This window comes from Streptomyces sp. NPDC004561 (genome assembly GCF_053602155.1).
On the sequence record NZ_JBSGDB010000168.1, the window covers coordinates 1 to 17,335 of the forward strand.

15 protein-coding genes and 1 pseudogene are annotated in these 17,335 nt (G+C 69.7%); 9 read left to right on the plus strand and 7 right to left on the minus strand.

Annotated elements, in window-relative coordinates:
* Positions 1 to 41: 41 nt before the first annotated feature.
* Positions 42 to 395: pseudogene (locus ACWEN3_RS22200) on the minus strand (low molecular weight protein-tyrosine-phosphatase); the annotation flags it as partial.
* A 7-nt stretch (positions 396 to 402) separates the two neighbouring features.
* Positions 403 to 780 carry a phage holin family protein gene (locus ACWEN3_RS22205; protein WP_452973635.1) on the minus strand — a complete coding sequence of 126 codons (378 nt, stop codon included), beginning with the start codon at positions 778 to 780 and terminating at the stop codon, positions 403 to 405.
* A gap of 59 nt (positions 781 to 839) precedes the next feature.
* On the opposite strand from ACWEN3_RS22205, the gene ACWEN3_RS22210 reads away from it, so the two are divergent.
* The 4 genes from ACWEN3_RS22210 (at position 840) to ACWEN3_RS22225 (ending at position 3,126) form a co-directional block, all read left to right on the plus strand.
* On the plus strand, positions 840 to 1,157 hold the full coding sequence (locus ACWEN3_RS22210) for a cupin domain-containing protein (protein WP_023548672.1): 318 nt from the start codon (positions 840 to 842) through the stop codon (positions 1,155 to 1,157).
* 135 nt (positions 1,158 to 1,292) lie between these two features.
* Positions 1,293 to 1,505, plus strand: a complete 213-nt coding sequence (locus ACWEN3_RS22215; RefSeq protein WP_452973638.1) for a DUF5326 family protein — start codon at positions 1,293 to 1,295, stop codon at positions 1,503 to 1,505.
* 200 nt (positions 1,506 to 1,705) lie between these two features.
* Complete coding sequence (locus tag ACWEN3_RS22220) at positions 1,706 to 2,590, plus strand: IclR family transcriptional regulator (RefSeq protein WP_452973640.1); 885 nt, start codon at positions 1,706 to 1,708, stop codon at positions 2,588 to 2,590.
* Positions 2,591 to 2,688: 98 nt separating this feature from the next.
* Positions 2,689 to 3,126, plus strand: a complete 438-nt coding sequence (locus ACWEN3_RS22225; protein ID WP_452973643.1) for an SsgA family sporulation/cell division regulator — start codon at positions 2,689 to 2,691, stop codon at positions 3,124 to 3,126.
* A gap of 253 nt (positions 3,127 to 3,379) precedes the next feature.
* Here the strand turns inward: ACWEN3_RS22225 and ACWEN3_RS22230 are convergent, their stop codons facing one another.
* Complete coding sequence (locus tag ACWEN3_RS22230) at positions 3,380 to 4,942, minus strand: YibE/F family protein (RefSeq protein WP_452973646.1); 1,563 nt, start codon at positions 4,940 to 4,942, stop codon at positions 3,380 to 3,382.
* Positions 4,943 to 5,193: 251 nt separating this feature from the next.
* Here ACWEN3_RS22230 and thiC point away from each other — a divergent pair, with 251 nt between their 5' ends.
* Positions 5,194 to 6,996 carry a phosphomethylpyrimidine synthase ThiC gene (thiC, locus tag ACWEN3_RS22235; RefSeq protein ID WP_452973649.1) on the plus strand — a complete coding sequence of 601 codons (1,803 nt, stop codon included), beginning with the start codon at positions 5,194 to 5,196 and terminating at the stop codon, positions 6,994 to 6,996.
* A 273-nt stretch (positions 6,997 to 7,269) separates the two neighbouring features.
* Here thiC and ACWEN3_RS22240 read toward each other — a convergent pair whose 3' ends face one another.
* The 3 genes from ACWEN3_RS22240 to ACWEN3_RS22250 all read right to left on the minus strand — a co-directional run bounded on the left by ACWEN3_RS22240 (position 7,270) and on the right by ACWEN3_RS22250 (position 10,863).
* Positions 7,270 to 8,133, minus strand: coding sequence for a hypothetical protein (locus ACWEN3_RS22240; RefSeq protein ID WP_452973652.1), 864 nt, complete (start codon positions 8,131 to 8,133; stop codon positions 7,270 to 7,272).
* Between the two features lie 181 nt (positions 8,134 to 8,314).
* Positions 8,315 to 9,400: a metallophosphoesterase family protein gene (locus ACWEN3_RS22245; protein ID WP_452973655.1), complete on the minus strand. Its 1,086-nt coding sequence runs from the start codon at positions 9,398 to 9,400 to the stop codon at positions 8,315 to 8,317.
* A 350-nt stretch (positions 9,401 to 9,750) separates the two neighbouring features.
* Positions 9,751 to 10,863: a LacI family DNA-binding transcriptional regulator gene (locus ACWEN3_RS22250; protein ID WP_452973658.1), complete on the minus strand. Its 1,113-nt coding sequence runs from the start codon at positions 10,861 to 10,863 to the stop codon at positions 9,751 to 9,753.
* Between the two features lie 418 nt (positions 10,864 to 11,281).
* Between ACWEN3_RS22250 and hisC the strand changes: the two genes are divergently transcribed.
* Positions 11,282 to 12,361: a histidinol-phosphate transaminase gene (gene hisC / locus ACWEN3_RS22255; protein WP_452973660.1), complete on the plus strand. Its 1,080-nt coding sequence runs from the start codon at positions 11,282 to 11,284 to the stop codon at positions 12,359 to 12,361.
* A gap of 37 nt (positions 12,362 to 12,398) precedes the next feature.
* Here the strand turns inward: hisC and ACWEN3_RS22260 are convergent, their stop codons facing one another.
* Positions 12,399 to 12,809 (minus strand): cyclophilin-like fold protein, encoded by a 411-nt coding sequence (locus ACWEN3_RS22260; RefSeq protein WP_452973663.1) that lies wholly within the window; start codon positions 12,807 to 12,809, stop codon positions 12,399 to 12,401.
* A 211-nt stretch (positions 12,810 to 13,020) separates the two neighbouring features.
* Here ACWEN3_RS22260 and ACWEN3_RS22265 point away from each other — a divergent pair, with 211 nt between their 5' ends.
* The 3 genes from ACWEN3_RS22265 to cydD form a co-directional block, all read left to right on the plus strand.
* Positions 13,021 to 14,529 carry a cytochrome ubiquinol oxidase subunit I gene (locus ACWEN3_RS22265; RefSeq protein WP_452973666.1) on the plus strand — a complete coding sequence of 503 codons (1,509 nt, stop codon included), beginning with the start codon at positions 13,021 to 13,023 and terminating at the stop codon, positions 14,527 to 14,529.
* A 15-nt stretch (positions 14,530 to 14,544) separates the two neighbouring features.
* Complete coding sequence (gene cydB / locus ACWEN3_RS22270; RefSeq protein WP_452973669.1) at positions 14,545 to 15,549, plus strand: cytochrome d ubiquinol oxidase subunit II; 1,005 nt, start codon at positions 14,545 to 14,547, stop codon at positions 15,547 to 15,549.
* A 22-nt stretch (positions 15,550 to 15,571) separates the two neighbouring features.
* On the plus strand, positions 15,572 to 17,335 hold a 1,764-nt coding region (cydD, locus tag ACWEN3_RS22275), incomplete at its 3' end, for a thiol reductant ABC exporter subunit CydD (RefSeq protein WP_452973672.1).

Below are 17,335 nucleotides of genomic sequence, written 5' to 3' on the forward strand. Positions count from 1 at the left end.
CCTTCGGGGTGATGGGGACTCACAGGAGACCGCCGGGGTCAACTCGGAGGAAGGTGGGGAAGCAGGCGGATCTTGCGCGCGTCCTTTCCGGTGGGCGCCAGGCGGCGCAGGGCCTTGAGGTGGCCGGTGTCGAGGGCGATCACGAGGTCGAGGCGGCCGAACCACGACGGCTGGAACCGGCGCGCGACGTGGTCGCAGTCGTAGCCGTGCTCCACGAGGACGGAGAGGGCGCGCGGGTCGGCGGCCTCTCCCTCGTGCCAGCCGCCGGTGCCGGCACTGTCGACCGCCACCCGGTCCTCGAGCCCGGCCTCCGCCACGCGCGCGCGGAAGACGACCTCGGCCATGGGCGAGCGGCAGATGTTGCCGGTGCACACGAAGCAGACGCGGTAGGTCATGGCGTGCTCAGTCCTCGTCGGGCAGGACGATGTTCAGTGCCCAGGACACGATCGAGATGATCAGACCCCCGAGGACGGCCGTCCAGAAGCCCTCCACATGGAAACTCAGATGGAGCTTGCCGCAGACCCAGGAGGTCAACAGCAGCATCAGCGCGTTGACGACAAGAGTGATCAGGCCGAGGGTCAGAATGAACAGCGGGAAGGTGAGCACCTTCAAGATCGGCTTGACCAGCCAGTTCACCAGGCCGAAGATCAACGCGACCACGATCAGCGTGCCGGCCTTCTTGGCGGTGCTCTGACCGGTCAGGGTGATCTTGTCGAGCAGCCACACGGCTACTGCCAGGGCTCCCGCGTTCGCGATCGTCTTGACTACAAAATTCTTCATGTGTCTGATCGTGGCAGACCGGATCGGAAGCGGGCAGTGAGACGAGGGCGGCAACGGCGATGAAGGCATTCCGGCTGGACGAACTGGAGGCGGAACGGGCCGCCAACGAGGGTGCCTACCTTCAGTTCCTGCGGGAGCGGAACATGTCCGTCGGCCTGTACGCGCTGAACGCGGGCGAGCACGACCCGCAGAAGCCGCACAACCAGGACGAGGTGTACTTCGTCGTCAGCGGCCGGGCGTCGATCACGGTCGGCCTGGAGACGACCGAGGTGGCGCGGGGCAGCGTCGTCTACGTCCCCGCCGGGGTCGCGCACAAGTTCCATCACATCAGCGAGGATCTGAGGGTCCTGGTCGTCTTCTCTCCGCCCGAGGCGTGAGCCCGGACCCCGGGGTTCCCTAGGGGACGGGTCAGGGGAGGACAAGGGCTGCGAGGCCCCCGCGGGCCCCCTTGGCGGCCCTAGCATCGAGTGCAGGACATCGACAACGCACGAGAGACGAAAAGGACGAGGGCGATGCGAGAGATCTTCGCGGGACTTCCGTGGTGGGTGAAGTGGGTCGCGGTGCCGGTCATCGCCCTGGTCGTGTTCGGCGGCCTGATAGCGACCGTGATCGGATTCGTGATCGGCCTGCTGTTCAAGGCGCTGGTCTTCGTCGCCCTGGTCGGCGGACTGATCTACATCGTGCGCAAGTTCATGTCGAACTCCTCGTCGCGCAGCGACTGGTGAGGAACGCGGGAGCCGGTGAACGGTGAGGGAGCACCGGTTCCCTCGGGGGAGGGAAGTTTCCCCGGGAGGCCGCCTGCACGCGGTGGCGGGCGGTTAGAGTCCGGAACTCTCCACGGGGTCCGGCCCCGTGGGTGGCGCAGATCCCCATCCGTGCTCTTCACCCCCGCACGGGCTGCCCCCTCGCGCTCCGGGAGTAACCCTTGGCCACGGTCGACACCGCACCCGTAGAACCCCACGCACCGCTCGCCCCGCCCCGACCCTGCGGGCCCCCCGCCCAGCGGCCGTCCCCCATGGCCGTCCAGGGCAGGCCGCACCCCGACGAAGCGGGGTCGTCGGCCGCGGCGACCCTCATCGGGTCCGTGCAGCGCGCCATGCGCCTGCTGGAGACCGTCGCCGCCCATCCGTACGGCGCCCCCGCCAAGCAGCTCGCCCGCGAGACCGGCCTGGCCCTGCCCACGACGTATCACCTGCTGCGCACCCTCGTGCACGAGGGCTATCTGCGCCGTGAGAAGGGGCTGTTCTTCCTCGGTGAAGCGGCCGAACGGCTGAGCAGCAGCGGAGCGCAGCAGAAACGTCGCAGCACGGTGGTCGACACGCTCGCGCACTGGCGCGATTCCATCGGTGTGCCGGTGTACTACGCGATGTACCGCGACGGCGAGATCGACGTCATGTGCGTCGCCGAGTCCCGTGAGGCCCCCGCGGTCGAGGAATGGGCCGACTTCCGGGAGACCGGCCACGCGCACGCCATCGGCCAGTGCCTCCTCTCCCAGCTGGACGAGGACGCCCGGCGCGACCATCTCGCCCGCTATCCCGTGCAGGCCGTCACCCCGTACACCGTGCGGGACAACGACGCCCTGTTGCGGCGGCTGACCCGGACACGGCGCATGGAACCGGTCGTGGAGCGCCAGGAGTACGCGCTCGGCGCGGTCTGCGCGGCGGTCCCGATCACGGTGGGCACGACCGCGGCCACCATCGCCCTCTCCCTTCCCGCTCACCAGGCCGACCGGCTGCTGCCCGCGGCCCATCGGCTGCAGGCGGAGATCGGGCGTCACTTCGGGTCACTGACGCTCTCTATCAGTATCTGAAAACTTACTCCTTGTGATCTGTCGTGCACTTTCAGCAAGATTTGACCCGGTCACAGGGATCAATCCCGGCCAGTCGACGTCATACGACGGGGTAGGCGATGCGCGAGTCCGTACAGGCAGAAGTCATGATGAGCTTTCTCGTCTCGGAGGAGCTCTCCTTCCGCATTCCGGTGGAGTTGCGCTACGAGACCGGTGATCCCTATGCCGTGCGGCTCACCTTCCATCTGCCCGGTGACGCCCCGGTCACCTGGGTCTTCGGGCGGGAACTGCTGATCGACGGGGTCGGGCGGCCGTGCGGCGAGGGGGATGTGCGCATCGCCCCCGTCGAGACCGAGGTGCTGGGCGAGGTGCTGATCAGGCTTCAGGTCGGTGGCGACCACGCCCTCTTCCGCTCGTCGGCGCCGCCGCTCGTGGCCTTCCTGGACCGTACGGACAAGCTGGTGCCGCTCGGCCAGGAGGGCGCGCTGGCCGATTTCGACGCGCATCTCGACGAGGCCCTGGACCGGATCCTGGCCGAGGAGCAGAGCGCCGGCTGAAGCGTTACGGCATGGGGCGCCGGGCGCTCGGTCATGTCGCACGCCATCATGCAGGAACGCTTCTGCAATGGGTGGGCGGTATGTGCCGGGGGAAGGGCGGCCGGTGCCTCGGTCTCGAGGCCCGGGCCGGGCCCGGCGCGGTCGGACTCGCCTGCCGGGAATCACAGCCGCACCGGCTCGCTCACTGCCGTCCCGGCCCGGCCGACTCTCTGCCGTCCCGCCCCCGACTCTCTGCCGTCCTGGACCGCCCGGCTCACCGTTTCCGGCGTCGGCCCCGGCCGCCGCGTGCCGGCGCGGACGCGGCACCGGCCGGCGCCGGAGCGTCCGGCCCGGGCCGGTCGGCCGCCACCACCAGGGCGGCGAGGAGCGTGGTGACCGGGACCGAGGCGACCAGGCCGATCGATCCGACCAGCGTACGGACGATCTCCTCGGCGACAAGCTCGCTGTTGGCGACCGTGCCGACGCCGCTCTGCGCGATGGAGAAGAGCAGCAGCAGGGGCAGTGCGGCACCGGCGTAGGCGAGGACCAGGGTGTTGACCACGGACGCGATGTGGTCGCGGCCGATGCGGATGCCCGCCCGGTACAGCCCCCGCCAGCCCATGGACGGGTTGGCCTCGTGCAGCTCCCACACGGCCGAGGTCTGGGTCACGGTCACGTCGTCCAGGACACCGAGCGAACCGATGATGACGCCGGCCAGCAGCAGACCGCTCATGTCGATCTTCGGGTACAGGCCGTGGATCAGGCCGGTGCTGTCGTCCGTGTTGCCGGTGAGCGCAGCCCAGCCGATGAACTGCGAGCCGAGCACGCCGATCAGCGACAACGAGATCAGCGTGCCGAGCACGGCCACCGAGGTGCGGGCCGACAGCCCGTGGCACATGTAGAGGGCGATCAGCATGATGGCGCTCGACCCGACCACCGCCACGAGCAGCGGGTTCGAACCCTGCAGGACGGCGGGCAGGATGAACAGGGTCAGCACCAGGAAGCTCACGGCCAGGGCGACGAGCGCCATGACACCGCGCATCCGGCCCACCACCACGACGGCGAGCGCGAAGATCCCCGCGAGCAGCGCCATCGGGAACTTCCGGTCCACATCCGTCACCGAGTACTGCAGGTCCTTCGGCGCCGACGGTTCGTAGGCGGCGACGACCTTCTCGCCCTGGGACAACTGCCGGGGCTGGTCCGGCTGCACGATCTCGGTGAACGTACGGCCCTTGTCCTTGCCGGTGTCGACCCGGACGGTCGCCTTCTTGCAGGTGCCGCCCGCCCCTTGCCCCGTCGGTCCGCCCCCGGCGGTGGAGGTGTCGCCGGCCGGGCCGCCGCCGCCGGCGTTGACCGAATTGCAGCTCACCTCGACGACTCTGGTGACCGTGGCCTGCTGTGTCTGCCGGTCGAAGCCGACGCCGGTGCGCTTGTGGGACGGGGCTCCCCCGGGCCAGAGCACCACCAGCCCGACCACCACCGCGACGGTGAACGGGATCAGGATCGCGGCGATCACCTTGCGCAGGTGCAGGGACACGGGGGCCGCGGGCCCATGGCTGTGACTGTGGCCGTGTGAGTGGCCGCGGTGGTGTCCGTCGTCCCCGCCGGAGCCGGACCTGTGGTGTCCGTCGTCGCCGTCGGAGCCGGAACCGTGGTGGCCGTGGTGGCCGTTGTCCCGGCCGGGAGGCGCATGGGTGTGACCGGTCCCCGGGGGCGCCTGGGGGTGCCCCGGGCCCTGTCGGGGGACGGCCGCACGGCTTTCACGGGTGTATCCGCCGCCCTCTCCCGAGCCGTCTCGGCGGCGCGGCTCGGGTGGCTGGTACGGGTACTGCTCCATCCTGGTCACCGCCCGATCATCGCAAGAACGGCAAGGGGCCCACTGTTCACCGCGCCACATATGACGCTAGCGTGGAGGCACCTTTGCACACGCGGGAGCTCGGAGCACCGGGCTGAGAGGGCGCTGACCTCCGTATACGCGATGTTTCACGTGGAACAAGCAACATTCCGCGGGAAACGTCGGCAGACGGAAACCGCTGCGTCGACCGCCGAACCTGTTACCGGGTAATGCCGGCGTAGGGAGTAGGTCTGATGACCAACAAGGACGCACGCACGCCTGCCTCCGTCCAGGACGAGACGTCCCAGGAGGCCGGGAAGTCCATCGGCTGGCACAAGGCGTACGTCGAGGGTTCGCGCCCCGACCTGCAGGTGCCGGTCCGTCAGGTGCACCTCACCAACGGGCAGTCGGTCACGCTGTACGACACGTCGGGCCCGTACACCGATCCACTCGCCGATACCGATGTCCGCAGGGGCCTGTCGCCGCTGCGGGAGAACTGGATCATCGCCCGCGGCGACACCGAGGAGTACGCGGGCCGTCCCGTCCGGCCCGAGGACGACGGGATCAAGCACACCGCGCCGCGCGGCGGGCTGCGGAACCTGGACGCGGTCTTCCCCGGTCGGCCCCGTCAGCCGCGGCGGGGCCGGGACGGCCAGGCGGTGACGCAACTCGCGTACGCCCGCCGGGGCGAGATCACCCCCGAGATGGAGTTCGTGGCCCTCCGGGAGAACGTTGATCCCGAGGTGGTCCGCGAGGAGATCGCGGCGGGGCGCGCGGTGCTGCCCGCGAACGTCAACCACCCGGAGATCGAGCCGATGATCATCGGCAAGCGGTTCCTGGTGAAGGTCAACGCCAACATCGGCAACTCGGCGGTGACGTCCTCCATCGAGGAGGAGGTCGAGAAGATGACCTGGGCGACCCGCTGGGGCGCCGACACGGTCATGGACCTGTCCACCGGCCGCAACATCCACACCACCCGTGAGTGGGTGCTGCGCAACTCCCCCGTCCCCATCGGCACGGTGCCGCTCTACCAGGCGCTGGAGAAGGTCGACGGCAAGGCCGAGGAACTGACCTGGGAGATCTACAAGGACACGGTCATCGAGCAGGCCGAGCAGGGCGTGGACTACATGACCGTCCACGCGGGCGTCCGGCTGCCGTACGTACCCCTCACCGCCAACCGCAAGACCGGCATCGTCTCGCGCGGCGGCTCGATCATGGCGGCGTGGTGCCTCGCGCACCACAAGGAGTCGTTCCTGTACGAGAACTTCGAGGAGCTGTGCGAGATCCTCGCCGCCTACGACGTCACGTACTCGCTGGGCGACGGCCTGCGCCCCGGCTCCATCGCCGACGCCAACGACGAGGCGCAGTTCGCGGAGCTGCGGACGCTCGGGGAACTCAACCGGATCGCCAGGCGTTTCCACGTACAGACCATGATCGAGGGCCCGGGTCACGTCCCGATGCACAAGATCAAGGAGAACATCGACCTTCAGCAGGAGATCTGCGATGAAGCTCCGTTCTATACGCTCGGCCCGCTGACCACGGACATCGCGCCGGCCTACGACCACATCACCTCCGGCATCGGCGCCGCGATGATCGCCTGGTGGGGCACGGCGATGCTCTGCTACGTCACGCCCAAGGAGCACCTGGGCCTGCCCAACCGGGACGACGTCAAGACGGGCGTCATCACCTACAAGATCGCCGCTCACGCGGCGGACCTCGCCAAGGGGCACCCGGGTGCGCAGGAGTGGGACGACGCGCTGTCCGACGCGCGCTTCGAGTTCCGCTGGGAGGACCAGTTCAACCTCGCTCTGGACCCGGACACGGCACGGGAGTTCCACGACGAGACCCTGCCGGCCGAGCCCGCCAAGACGGCCCACTTCTGCTCGATGTGCGGCCCGAAGTTCTGCAGCATGAAGATCAGCCAGACCATCACGGAGCGGTTCGGCGGTGCGGCGGCCGAGGGCGCGTCGCCCGAGGAGATCGCTGAGGGGATGCTCCAGAAGTCGAAGGAGTTCGCCGAGTCGGGGAACCGGGTGTACCTGCCGATCGCCGACTGAGTCCGTGCGGCGGTCCGTGCCACCGAAGGGTGAGCCGCCGAGGGCACGGACCGCCTGCATGCTGATGCGTCACTTCGTCCACCAGGGGGAGCGCTGAGCGTGCCCGCCCCTGGCCACCGCGGGGCTCTCAGCTCTGCCCTGGACCGGCAGGTCTGTCTGCCGGTCCCCGGTCACTGCGCGCATGCCGGACTCGCCGTTCCAGCGGGCCGGTCGGAACGGCTTGTCGGACGGCGGCGTCGGGCGACGGACGTTCTCCGGGGGCGTGTGCCGAGGTCACTCGGGCTGGTGCTCGGGGCCGCCGAAGTCCGGGCTCGTGTAGTCGGGGCTGGTGAAGCTGGGACGGCCGGAGGCGGTGCCGTCGTCGGGGCTGCTGAACCCCGGGCGGTCGTAGCCCAGACGGGGCATGCGGCCGGTCGGGGCGGGAGGGGTGGTGCGCTCCAGCGCGGCCGCGTCGGGCTCGGCGAGTGCCTCCCGCAGGAACGGCAGGATGCCGCCCTCCAGCAGGGCCTCCCGCCAGACCTCTCTGGCCCTGGCCACTTCCTCGGTGGCCGCGTCGCGCGCCCGGGCCTCGGGCGAGGCGCTGTTGCGCAGCGCGGTGAGCAGCAGCCCGACGGCGGCGACGAGGACCGCCGCCGCGGTCACGGCGCCGAACACCCAGCCGGCGGTGAGCATGGTCTGGGCGAAGGACTGCTCCGGGTCCAGCATCTTCAGGATGTATCCGACGAGCAGGAAGATCGCCGCCGCGGTTCCGGAGAGGACGGGAGCCAGCACGGCGACGACCGCGACGGCGCCCGCGCCGGTGGTCTCGGCGGCCTCGCCGAGGGTGGTGGCGAGGTCCGCCGCGGCCGAGGCCGGGTCCGTGGAGCCGGAGTCACCCGTGGTCGACGGGGCGGACAGCACGGGGTGGCGCAGTTCGTCGCGGACCTTCACGTAGTGCTGGTATTCGGCCGCCGCGGCAGCGGTGATGAGGGCGGTGGCGTTGAGCGCCATGGTGCGCAGTTGTTCGGGGTTGAGTCGCCGGCCTACAGCGGCCAGTTCCGGTCGGTGTGGTGCGGAGCGCAGCGCCTCATCGAGGAGCCGCTCGAATTCCTGGCGGTCCTCGCTCTGCAGGTGCTGCGGAACGCTGTTCATGTGCATCCCCCGATGCTCCGTAGGGCTTGGGGCTCGCACGCCGGCGAGCCGTCGGGCAGAAACGGAGGGGAGCCTGCTACGGATAAGCCGATGGTAGAGCCGTGACGGCGCGCGGTGACAGGGGATTGCCGGAAATTGCGTTCCGGCCTGCGCGTACTCCGCCGGGTGACGTCTGCCCGCGGAACGGTCAGTTATCCAGGGGCAGTTGCTGGACCAGCAGCTTTCCGGCCATGGTCACTCCGCCGTCCATGGCGATGGCGAGCCCGTCGGCGTAGACGTGCGGTCCCTCGACGACCGGGCCGGCGCTGTCCTCGCCGTCCTCGGATCCGACCTCGCCGAGGAGGTAGGGGATGGGGCTGTGACCGTGAACGATGCGGGTGCCGCCGTACGTATCGAGGAGGGAGCGCACGGCGTCGGCACCGCCCTCGTCGCGGAAGGAGAAGCGCTTGGTGAACTTGCGGAACAGGTCCCAGCACTCGTCGGCGTCGTTGCGGGTCAGCGTTTCGCGGACGGTGTCGTTGACCGCCTCGATCGAGTCGCCGTAGTCGAGGTAGGCGGTGGTGTCCGAATGGACGAGCAGATAGCCGTCGACCTCCTCGACCGCGTCCAGTCGGGCCATCCACTGCAGATGGTGGTCCTGGAGGCGGTCCATGTCGGTCTTCTGACCGCCGTTGAGCAGCCAGGCCGCCTGGAAAGTGGCGGTGCCCGCACCGGAGTTGACGGGCGTGTCGCCGAACCGCTTGGCGCCGAGCAGGAGCAGCTCGTGGTTGCCCATGAGGGCCTTGCAGTAGCCGCCGGCCGCTGCCGCCTCGGCGGACAGCCGCATCACCAGGTCGATGACGCCGATGCCGTCCGGGCCGCGGTCGGTGAAGTCGCCGAGGAACCACAGCCGCGCGGTGCCGGCGCACCACTGGCCCGAGGCGTCGATCAGACCCTGCTCCTCGAGGGCGGCCATCAGTTCGTCGAGGTAGCCGTGGACGTCGCCGACGACGTACAGCGGACCGGGCCCGGTCGAGGGCTGCGGGGCCGGGGCGGCGGGGGCGGGAGCGGGTTCGACGGGGACCTGGAGCGTGTCGCCGCGGTTGACGACGGGGAGGTCGCGCTGCGTGGGTGTGTACCCGTCGGGGTACGTCTCCTCGGCGGGCGGGGCGGTGTCGCCCGGGTGGACGTGCTGGACGTACGGACCGGTCTCGTGGACGTACGCGGGTACCCGGAAGTCGCGCAGCGTCGCCGTCCGCTCCACCTCGGGTCCCTGACCGGCCCCCTGAGTCATCAGACCCCTCCACCATCGCGCCGCATCTGCACCGCTTCGGACTGCCTGGTCGCAGCGGTCCACGGTGTCGTGGGCCCATCATAGGAATGCGCGTCGCGCCATGTGATGACCCAGGGGTGGTGAATCGGAACAAGACTCCAGTTCACCGCGGCATTCGCCCCGTTTGGGCCGGTGTTCGGCCGGCTGCGGAGGGGCCGTCGGCCCAGTGCCGCCCGAGCGGTGCCGTGGCCGGCCGGTCGGCGGGGGCGCCGCGATCCGTACGCGGCGGCCCAGCGGGCCGGGGCCGGAGGGGTCCGGCCCCGCCGGCCCGCGCGCCCGGAGAGACGGGCGCGCCCCTGCTGCCCCCGGTGCTACTTCCCGTTCGCCGACCGCGGCGGGCTGACCGTCGTGCGCGGAGGCCGCCGCTGGGAGGAGGTGCGCACGATCAGCTCGGTCGGTATCACCTGCTCGACCGGATGGTCCGACTCGACGCCCTCGATGGCGTCGATGAGGAGCTGGACGACGGCCGTGCCGATACGGCGCGGCTTCAGCGAGAGCGTGGTGATGGGCGGCTCGGTGCTGGCGTACACCGTGGACTCGCTGCAGCACACCAGCAGCAGGTCGTCGGGGACACGGAGCCCGTAGCGGCGGGCGGCGGCGAGCAGGTCGGTGCCGTTGGGGTCGAACAGGCCGTAGACGGCGTCGGGCCGGTCGGGGCGGGCGAGCAGCCGGTCCGCGGCGACGGCTCCCGCGCACGGGTCGTGCGCCGGGTAGGCCTCGTAGACCGGGGTCTGGCCCACGCGCTCGCACCAGTGCAGGTAGGCGGTGGTCGACAGATGGGTGTACGTGTCCGTCGTCGTGCCCGTGAGCAGGCCGATGCGGCGGGCGCCGGCGTCGGCGAGGTGGTCGAGGATGCCGAGGACGGCGGCCTCGTGGTCGTTGTCGACCCAGGCGGTGACCGGGAGCGAGCCGGCCGGGCGCCCGTCGGAGACCACGGGCAGGCCCTGCCGGACCAGCTCGCTGACCACCGGGTCCTGATCGGAGGGGTCGATGACGACGGTGCCGTCAAGGGCGACGTTGGACCACACGTCGTGGCGGGAGGTCGCGGGCAGGATGACCAGGGCGTAGCCGCGGGCCAGCGCGGCCGAGGTGGCGGCCCGCGCCATCTCGGCGAAGTACGCGAACTCGGTGAAGGTGAAAGGTTCATCCCCGTACGTCGTCACGGTCAGGCCGATCAGACCCGACTTGCCGGTACGGAGGGTGCGGGCGGCGGCCGAGGGGCGGTACCCGAGCCGGTCGGCGACCTCGCGGACATGGCGCCGGGTGGCATCCGGGAGCCGTCCCTTGCCGTTGAGGGCGTCGGAGACGGTCGTGATGGAGACCCCGGCGGCGGCGGCCACGTCTCTGATGCCCGCCCGGCCCGGCCGACTGCCTCGACGTGAGGTTTCCGCGCGGCTCACCTGGTGCTTCCCTGCTGCTGTCATGGCGAGCCGATAGTAGGGCTCATGCGGTGGGGTAGTGCGGACGCATATGCACGCGTTGACAGGCACGTTTCTGCATGATCGTAAGTGGCCAACTACCTGGGAATGAAAGGCAGTTGAGCGCTCCCATGGCGAGACGTTGTGTGGTGACGCACATGAGCCTGCCAAGTCCCCGATGTTTCGAAGAGGTCTCAACTCACCTTCACGGGTGACGCGCGCCACGGCGCGAGCCACCGGCGCGTAGATATATGTACGGCGCGCCCCCGAAAGATGCGCCTTCCTCTCGTGATGCCCGTGATGCCGGTGGGTCGGACGAGGTTTGCTCTCCGCCAGTACTCAGCGGTGCCGAATCCTCATAAGGTGAGGAGTATTGGAAGCCGGTGGCGCAGACGGTCCACCGGTGGTCGCGAGGAGGACTGCGGTGAGCGAGACGAGCCCCAAGCTGCGCGCCGAGCTGGAGGGGATCCCCACCTACAAGCCGGGCAAGCCCGCCGCGGCCGGCGGCCCGGTCGCCTACAAGCTGTCCTCCAACGAGAACCCGTACCCGCCGCTGCCCGGAGTGATGGAGAGCGTGACGGCCGCCGCCTGCTCCTTCAACCGGTACCCGGACATGGCGTGCAGCGGTCTGATGGAAGAGCTGGCGGAGCGCTTCGGCGTCCCGGTGTCCCACCTGGCCACCGGCACCGGTTCCGTGGGCGTCGCCCAGCAGCTGATCCAGGCCACCAGCGGCCCCGGCGACGAGGTCATGTACGCCTGGCGGTCCTTCGAGGCGTACCCGATCATCACGCAGATCAGCGGCGCCCGGTCGGTGCAGGTGCCGCTCACGCCCGGCGATGTGCACGACCTGGACGCGATGGCGGAGGCGATCACCGACCGGACGCGCCTGATCTTCGTCTGCAACCCGAACAACCCGACCGGCACGGTGGTGCGGCGGGCCGAGCTGGAGCGCTTCCTCGACCGGGTGCCCGCAGATGTGCTGGTGGTGCTGGACGAGGCCTACCGGGAGTTCATCCGCGACCCCGAGGTGCCCGACGGCGTCGAGCTGTACCGGAACCGGCCCAACGTCTGCGTCCTGCGGACCTTCTCCAAGGCGTACGGCCTCGCCGGGCTGCGCATCGGGTTCGCGATCGCCCATGAGCCGGTGGCCGCGGCGCTGCGCAAGACAGCGGTGCCGTTCGGGGTGAGCCAGCTGGCCCAGGAAGCGGCGATCGCCTCGCTGCGGGCCGAGGACGAGCTGCTGGGCCGGGTCGGCTCGCTGGTGTGCGAGCGCATTCGCGTGGTCGACGCGCTGCGCGCCCAGGGCTGGACGGTGCCGGAGACGCAGGCCAACTTCGTGTGGCTGCGGCTCGGGGAGCGTACGGTCGCGTTCGCTAAGGCCTGCGAGGACCACGGTGTCGTGGTCCGGCCGTTCCCGGGCGAGGGTGTGCGGGTCACGGTCGGCGAGACCGAGGCGAACGACATCTTCCTCAAGGTGACGGAGGCGTTCCGCAAGGAGCTGTAGACCTGCGGTGTCAGGGGCAGTGGCTCCTGACACCGGGTCAGTCCTGGTCGTCCATCAACTCCACGCGGACGGGGTCGCCGTCCCGGACGGTCGCCAGGACCTGGGCGTCTGCGTCAAGGCGCCCCAGAACGTTGCACGGACTCGCGAGGCGGCACTCTCCCCCGAACTCGGTTCGGGGGAGCCCCCAGCCTCGCGAGATCGGCGTGGGGCCGTAGGGGAGGGCGAGAGCGTCGCCGTCCGTCCAGAAGGCCACTGTGCCCGGCTCCACGACCTGCCGGGCGTCCGTTTCACGTGAAACCGAGACGCCTGTGTCGAAATAGACCTCCTCGCCCCAGGTGCGTGCGGCGGAGGTGAGGGGCAGGGCCTTCGCGAGGGCCTGTGCCGTCGGTGTGGTGCTGTCGAGGGTCGCGGTGACGTTGCCCGCGGGCCAGGAAATCCGTATCTGCATGGCGCGCAATTCAACAAGATGTTGAAGTCGCTGCCAAGGTCTGGACGTCGCGGCAGTAGGACCACCCCCACCTACCGGGCTGAAAATCAGTGCGTCATAATAGCTTGTGAATGTGAACGCGTTCACAAGCGCGTCCCGTTCTGACCCCTATGTATAGGGCAGACCGGGATGATTCGCCGCAGTACCACGGCGTAGTAAGGAGAGTGACGACGTGGACCTGGCTCTGGCGCCGGAGACGCTGGCGCGCTGGCAGTTCGGCATCACCACCGTCTACCACTTCCTGTTCGTCCCTCTGACGATCTCCCTGGCCGCGCTCACGGCCGGGCTGCAGACGGCCTGGGTGCGCACGGAGAAGGAGAAGTACCTCAGGGCGACCAAGTTCTGGGGCAAGATCTTCCTGATCAACATCGCGATGGGTGTGGTCACCGGCATCGTGCAGGAGTTCCAGTTCGGCATGAACTGGTCGGACTACTCCCGCTTCGTCGGTGACATCTTCGGTGCCCCGCTCGCCTTCGAGGCGCTGATCGCGTTCTTCTTCGAGTCCACCTTCATCGGCCTGTGGATCTTCGGCTGGGACAAGCTGCCCAAGAAGATCCATCTGGCCTGCATCTGGATGGTCTCGATCGGCACGATCCTCTCGGCGTACTTCATCCTCGCGGCCAACTCCTGGATGCAGCACCCCGTCGGCTACAAGATCGACAAGGCGAAGGGGCGCGCCGAGCTGACCGACTTCTGGGCCGTGCTGACCCAGAACACCGCCCTCAGCCAGGCCTTCCACACGCTGTCCGCGGCCTTCCTGACCGGTGGTGCCTTCATGGTGGGCATCGCCGCCTACCACCTGGCCCGCAAAAAGCACATCCGCGAGATGAAGACCTCGCTGCGGCTCGGGCTGGTCACCGTGGTCATCGCCGGCATGCTCACCGCGGTCAGCGGCGACACCCTCGGCAAGGTCATGTTCAAGCAGCAGCCGATGAAGATGGCGGCCGCCGAGGCGCTGTGGGACGGCCAGAAGCCGGCGCCGTTCTCGATCTTCGCCTACGGCGACGTCGAGAAGGGCCACAACACCGTCGCGATCGAGATCCCGGGCGTGCTGTCCTTCCTCGCCGACGACGACTTCACCTCGTACGTCCCCGGCATCAACGACGTCAACAAGGCCGAGCAGCAGAAGTTCGGGCCCGGCGACTACCGGCCCAACATCCCGGTCGCCTTCTGGGGCTTCCGCTGGATGATCGGCTTCGGCATGGCCTCCTTCGCCATCGGCCTGGCCGGACTCTGGCTGACCCGCAGGAAGTTCATGCTGCCGCAGCATCTGCGGGTCGGCGAGGACGAGGTGCCGCATCTGGTGCTGTTCAAGAACAAGGCGCTCAGCCCCGAGCTGACGCCCTGGTACTGGCGCATCGCGACCTGGACCCTGGCCTTCCCGCTGATCGCCAACTCGTGGGGCTGGATCTTCACCGAGATGGGCCGTCAGCCGTGGGTCGTCTACGGCGTCCTGCAGACCCGGCACGCGGTCTCCCCCGGTGTCTCCCAGGGCGAGGTCCTCACCTCGCTGATCGTCTTCACCTCGCTGTACGCGATCCTCGCCGTGGTCGAGGTCAAGCTGCTCGCGAAGTACATCAAGGCCGGCCCGCCCGAGCTCACCGAGGCCGACCTGAACCCGCCCACGAAGATCGGCGGCGACACCCGTGACGCCGAAAAGCCGATGGCCTTCTCCTACTAGGCCGAGGGAACAGTCATGGAACTTCACGACGTCTGGTTCGTCCTGATCGCCGTCCTGTGGACCGGCTACTTCTTCCTGGAGGGCTTCGACTTCGGGGTCGGCATCCTCACCAAGCTGCTGGCCCGGAACCGGCCCGAGCGCCGGGTGCTCATCAACACCATCGGACCCGTCTGGGACGGCAACGAGGTGTGGCTGCTCACCGCGGGCGGCGCGACCTTCGCCGCCTTCCCGGAGTGGTACGCCACCCTCTTCTCCGGCTTCTACCTGCCCCTGCTCCTCATCCTGGTCTGCCTGATCATCCGGGGCGTCGCCTTCGAGTACCGGGCGAAGCGGCCCGAGGAGAACTGGCAGCGCAACTGGGAGACGGCGATCTTCTGGACCTCTCTGCTCCCGGCCTTCCTGTGGGGCGTGGCCTTCGGGAACATCGTGCGGGGCGTGAAGATCGACCAGCACTTCGAGTACGTCGGCACCGTCTGGGACCTGCTCAACCCCTATGCCCTGCTCGGCGGTCTGGTGACGCTCACGCTGTTCACCTTCCACGGGGCGGTGTTCACCGCGCTCAAGACCGTCGGCGACATCCGGGTGCGGGCACGGAGGCTGGCCCTGTGGGTCGGTCTGGTCACCGCCGTGCTGGCGGCCGGCTTCCTGCTGTGGACGCAGGCCGACAGTGGTGACGGCACGAGCCTGGTCGCCCTCGTCGTGGCGGTCGTCGCCCTGGTGGCCGCCCTGGTGGCGAACCAGGCGGGGCGCGAGGGATGGGCGTTCGCGCTGTCCGGCCTCACCATCGTGGCCGCCGTGGCGATGCTCTTCCTGTCGCTCTTCCCGAACGTCATGCCGTCCACCCTCAACGGGGACTGGAGCCTGACGGTCAGCAACGCCTCGTCGAGCCCGTACACCCTGAAGATCATGACCTGGCTGGCGGTGATCGCCACCCCGATCGTGCTGCTCTACCAGGGCTGGACGTACTGGGTGTTCCGCAAGCGGATCGGCACGCAGCACATAGCCGAAGCCGCACACTGAGTTCGCCGAGGGTGTGTTTCACGTGAAACCAATCGATCCGCGCCTGCTGCGATACGCCCGTGCCACCCGTTTCTTCCTCGCGGCGGTCGTCGGCCTGGGGGCCGCCGGTGCCGGGCTGGTCATCGCCCAGGCGATGCTCATCGCCGAGGTGGTCGTCGGAGCCTTCCAGCACGGGCAGTCGGCAGCCGAACTGCGCACTCCCCTGCTGCTGTTGGCCGCCGTGGCCGCGGGTCGAGCGGTCGTGGCCTGGCTCACCGAGCGGGCCGCCCACCGCGCGAGTGCCGCGGTGAAGTCCGAGCTGCGGGGCCGGCTGCTCGACCGGGCGGCAGCACTCGGTCCCGGCTGGCTGAGCGGACAGCGGACCGGCTCGCTGGTCACCCTGGCCACGCGCGGGGTGGATGCCCTCGACGACTACTTCTCGCGTTACCTGCCGCAGTTGGGGCTCGCGGTGGTCGTGCCGGTGGCGGTGCTGGCGCGGATCGTCACCGAGGACTGGGTGTCGGCGGCGATCATCGTCGCCACCCTGCCGCTCATCCCGCTCTTCATGATGCTGATCGGCTGGGCGACCCAGTCCCGGATGGACCGTCAGTGGCGCTTGCTGTCCCGGCTGTCCGGACACTTCCTGGACGTGGTCGCGGGTCTGCCGACGCTGAAGGTGTTCGGCCGGGCCAAGGCCCAGGCCGAGTCCATCCGCCGGATCACCGGCGAGTACCGCGAGGCCACCATGCGGACCCTGCGGATCGCCTTCCTCTCCTCGTTCGCGCTGGAACTGCTCGCGACGCTCTCGGTCGCGCTGGTGGCCGTGACGATCGGCATGCGGCTCGTCCACGGCGACATGGATCTGTACATCGGCCTCGTCATCCTGGTGCTGGCGCCCGAGGCCTATCTGCCGCTGCGGCAGGTGGGCGCGCAGTACCACGCGGCGGCCGAGGGGCTCGCCGCCGCGGAGGAGATCTTCACCGTGCTGGAGACGCCGGTCCCGGCGTCCGGGAGCGGTGCGGTGCCCGCGGGCGCCCTGGCCTTCGAGGACGTCACGGTCCGCTACCCTGGTCGTTCCTCGGACGCCGTGGCCGACGTGTCCTTCACCGTCGAGCCCGGTGAGACCGTCGCGCTGGTCGGGCCGAGCGGTGCGGGCAAGACGACGCTGCTGAACGTGCTGCTGGGCTTCGTGGCCCCGGCAGAGGGCCGTGTGCGCATCGGGGGAGCCGATCTCGCCGGCCTCGACCTGGAGGAGTGGCGGTCCCGGATCGCCTGGGTGCCGCAGCGACCGCATCTGTCCGCCGGGACCATCGCGGAGAACGTACGGCTGGCCCGGCCCGACGCGGACGACACCGCCGTACGCCGGGCGCTGCGGGACGCCGGCGCGCTGGAGTTCGTGGACGCGTTGCCCGACGGCGCCGAGACGGTGCTCGGGGAGGACGGGGCCGGGCTGTCCGCGGGCCAGCGGCAGCGGCTCGCGCTGGCGCGGGCGTTCCTCGCGGACCGGCCCGTGCTGCTGCTGGACGAGCCGACGGCCGCGCTGGACGGCGGGACCGAGGCGGAGGTCGTAGCGGCCGTGCGGCGGCTTGCCGCGGGGCGCACGGTGTTGTTGGTGGTGCATCGGCCGGCGCTGCTGGGGGTGGCCGATCGGGTGGTGCGGCTTGCGGAGCCGGTGGCACGGCCGGGGGACACCGGGTCTTCCGAGGGGCTCAGGGATGTCGAGTTGCCGGACCAGATCGGCGCAGTAGCGACGCAGTTCCCCGTCGTTCATCCCCGCTCCCCCCGGGTCGGCCCACTGCCACTGGAC

What these genes read in the sequence shown, in the direction of transcription:
- ACWEN3_RS22205 (WP_452973635.1), bottom strand. Translation starts at nt 780, where the DNA reads ATGAAGAATTTTGTAGTCAAGACGATCGCGAACGCGGGAGCCCTGGCA.
- ACWEN3_RS22210 (WP_023548672.1), top strand. Translation starts at nt 840, where the DNA reads ATGAAGGCATTCCGGCTGGACGAACTGGAGGCGGAACGGGCCGCCAAC.
- ACWEN3_RS22215 (WP_452973638.1), top strand. Translation starts at nt 1,293, where the DNA reads ATGCGAGAGATCTTCGCGGGACTTCCGTGGTGGGTGAAGTGGGTCGCG.
- ACWEN3_RS22225 (WP_452973643.1), top strand. Translation starts at nt 2,689, where the DNA reads ATGCGCGAGTCCGTACAGGCAGAAGTCATGATGAGCTTTCTCGTCTCG.
- ACWEN3_RS22230 (WP_452973646.1), bottom strand. Translation starts at nt 4,942, where the DNA reads ATGGAGCAGTACCCGTACCAGCCACCCGAGCCGCGCCGCCGAGACGGC.
- thiC (WP_452973649.1), top strand. Translation starts at nt 5,194, where the DNA reads ATGACCAACAAGGACGCACGCACGCCTGCCTCCGTCCAGGACGAGACG.
- ACWEN3_RS22240 (WP_452973652.1), bottom strand. Translation starts at nt 8,133, where the DNA reads ATGCACATGAACAGCGTTCCGCAGCACCTGCAGAGCGAGGACCGCCAG.
- ACWEN3_RS22245 (WP_452973655.1), bottom strand. Translation starts at nt 9,400, where the DNA reads ATGACTCAGGGGGCCGGTCAGGGACCCGAGGTGGAGCGGACGGCGACG.
- ACWEN3_RS22250 (WP_452973658.1), bottom strand. Translation starts at nt 10,863, where the DNA reads ATGACAGCAGCAGGGAAGCACCAGGTGAGCCGCGCGGAAACCTCACGT.
- ACWEN3_RS22260 (WP_452973663.1), bottom strand. Translation starts at nt 12,809, where the DNA reads ATGCAGATACGGATTTCCTGGCCCGCGGGCAACGTCACCGCGACCCTC.
- cydB (WP_452973669.1), top strand. Translation starts at nt 14,545, where the DNA reads ATGGAACTTCACGACGTCTGGTTCGTCCTGATCGCCGTCCTGTGGACC.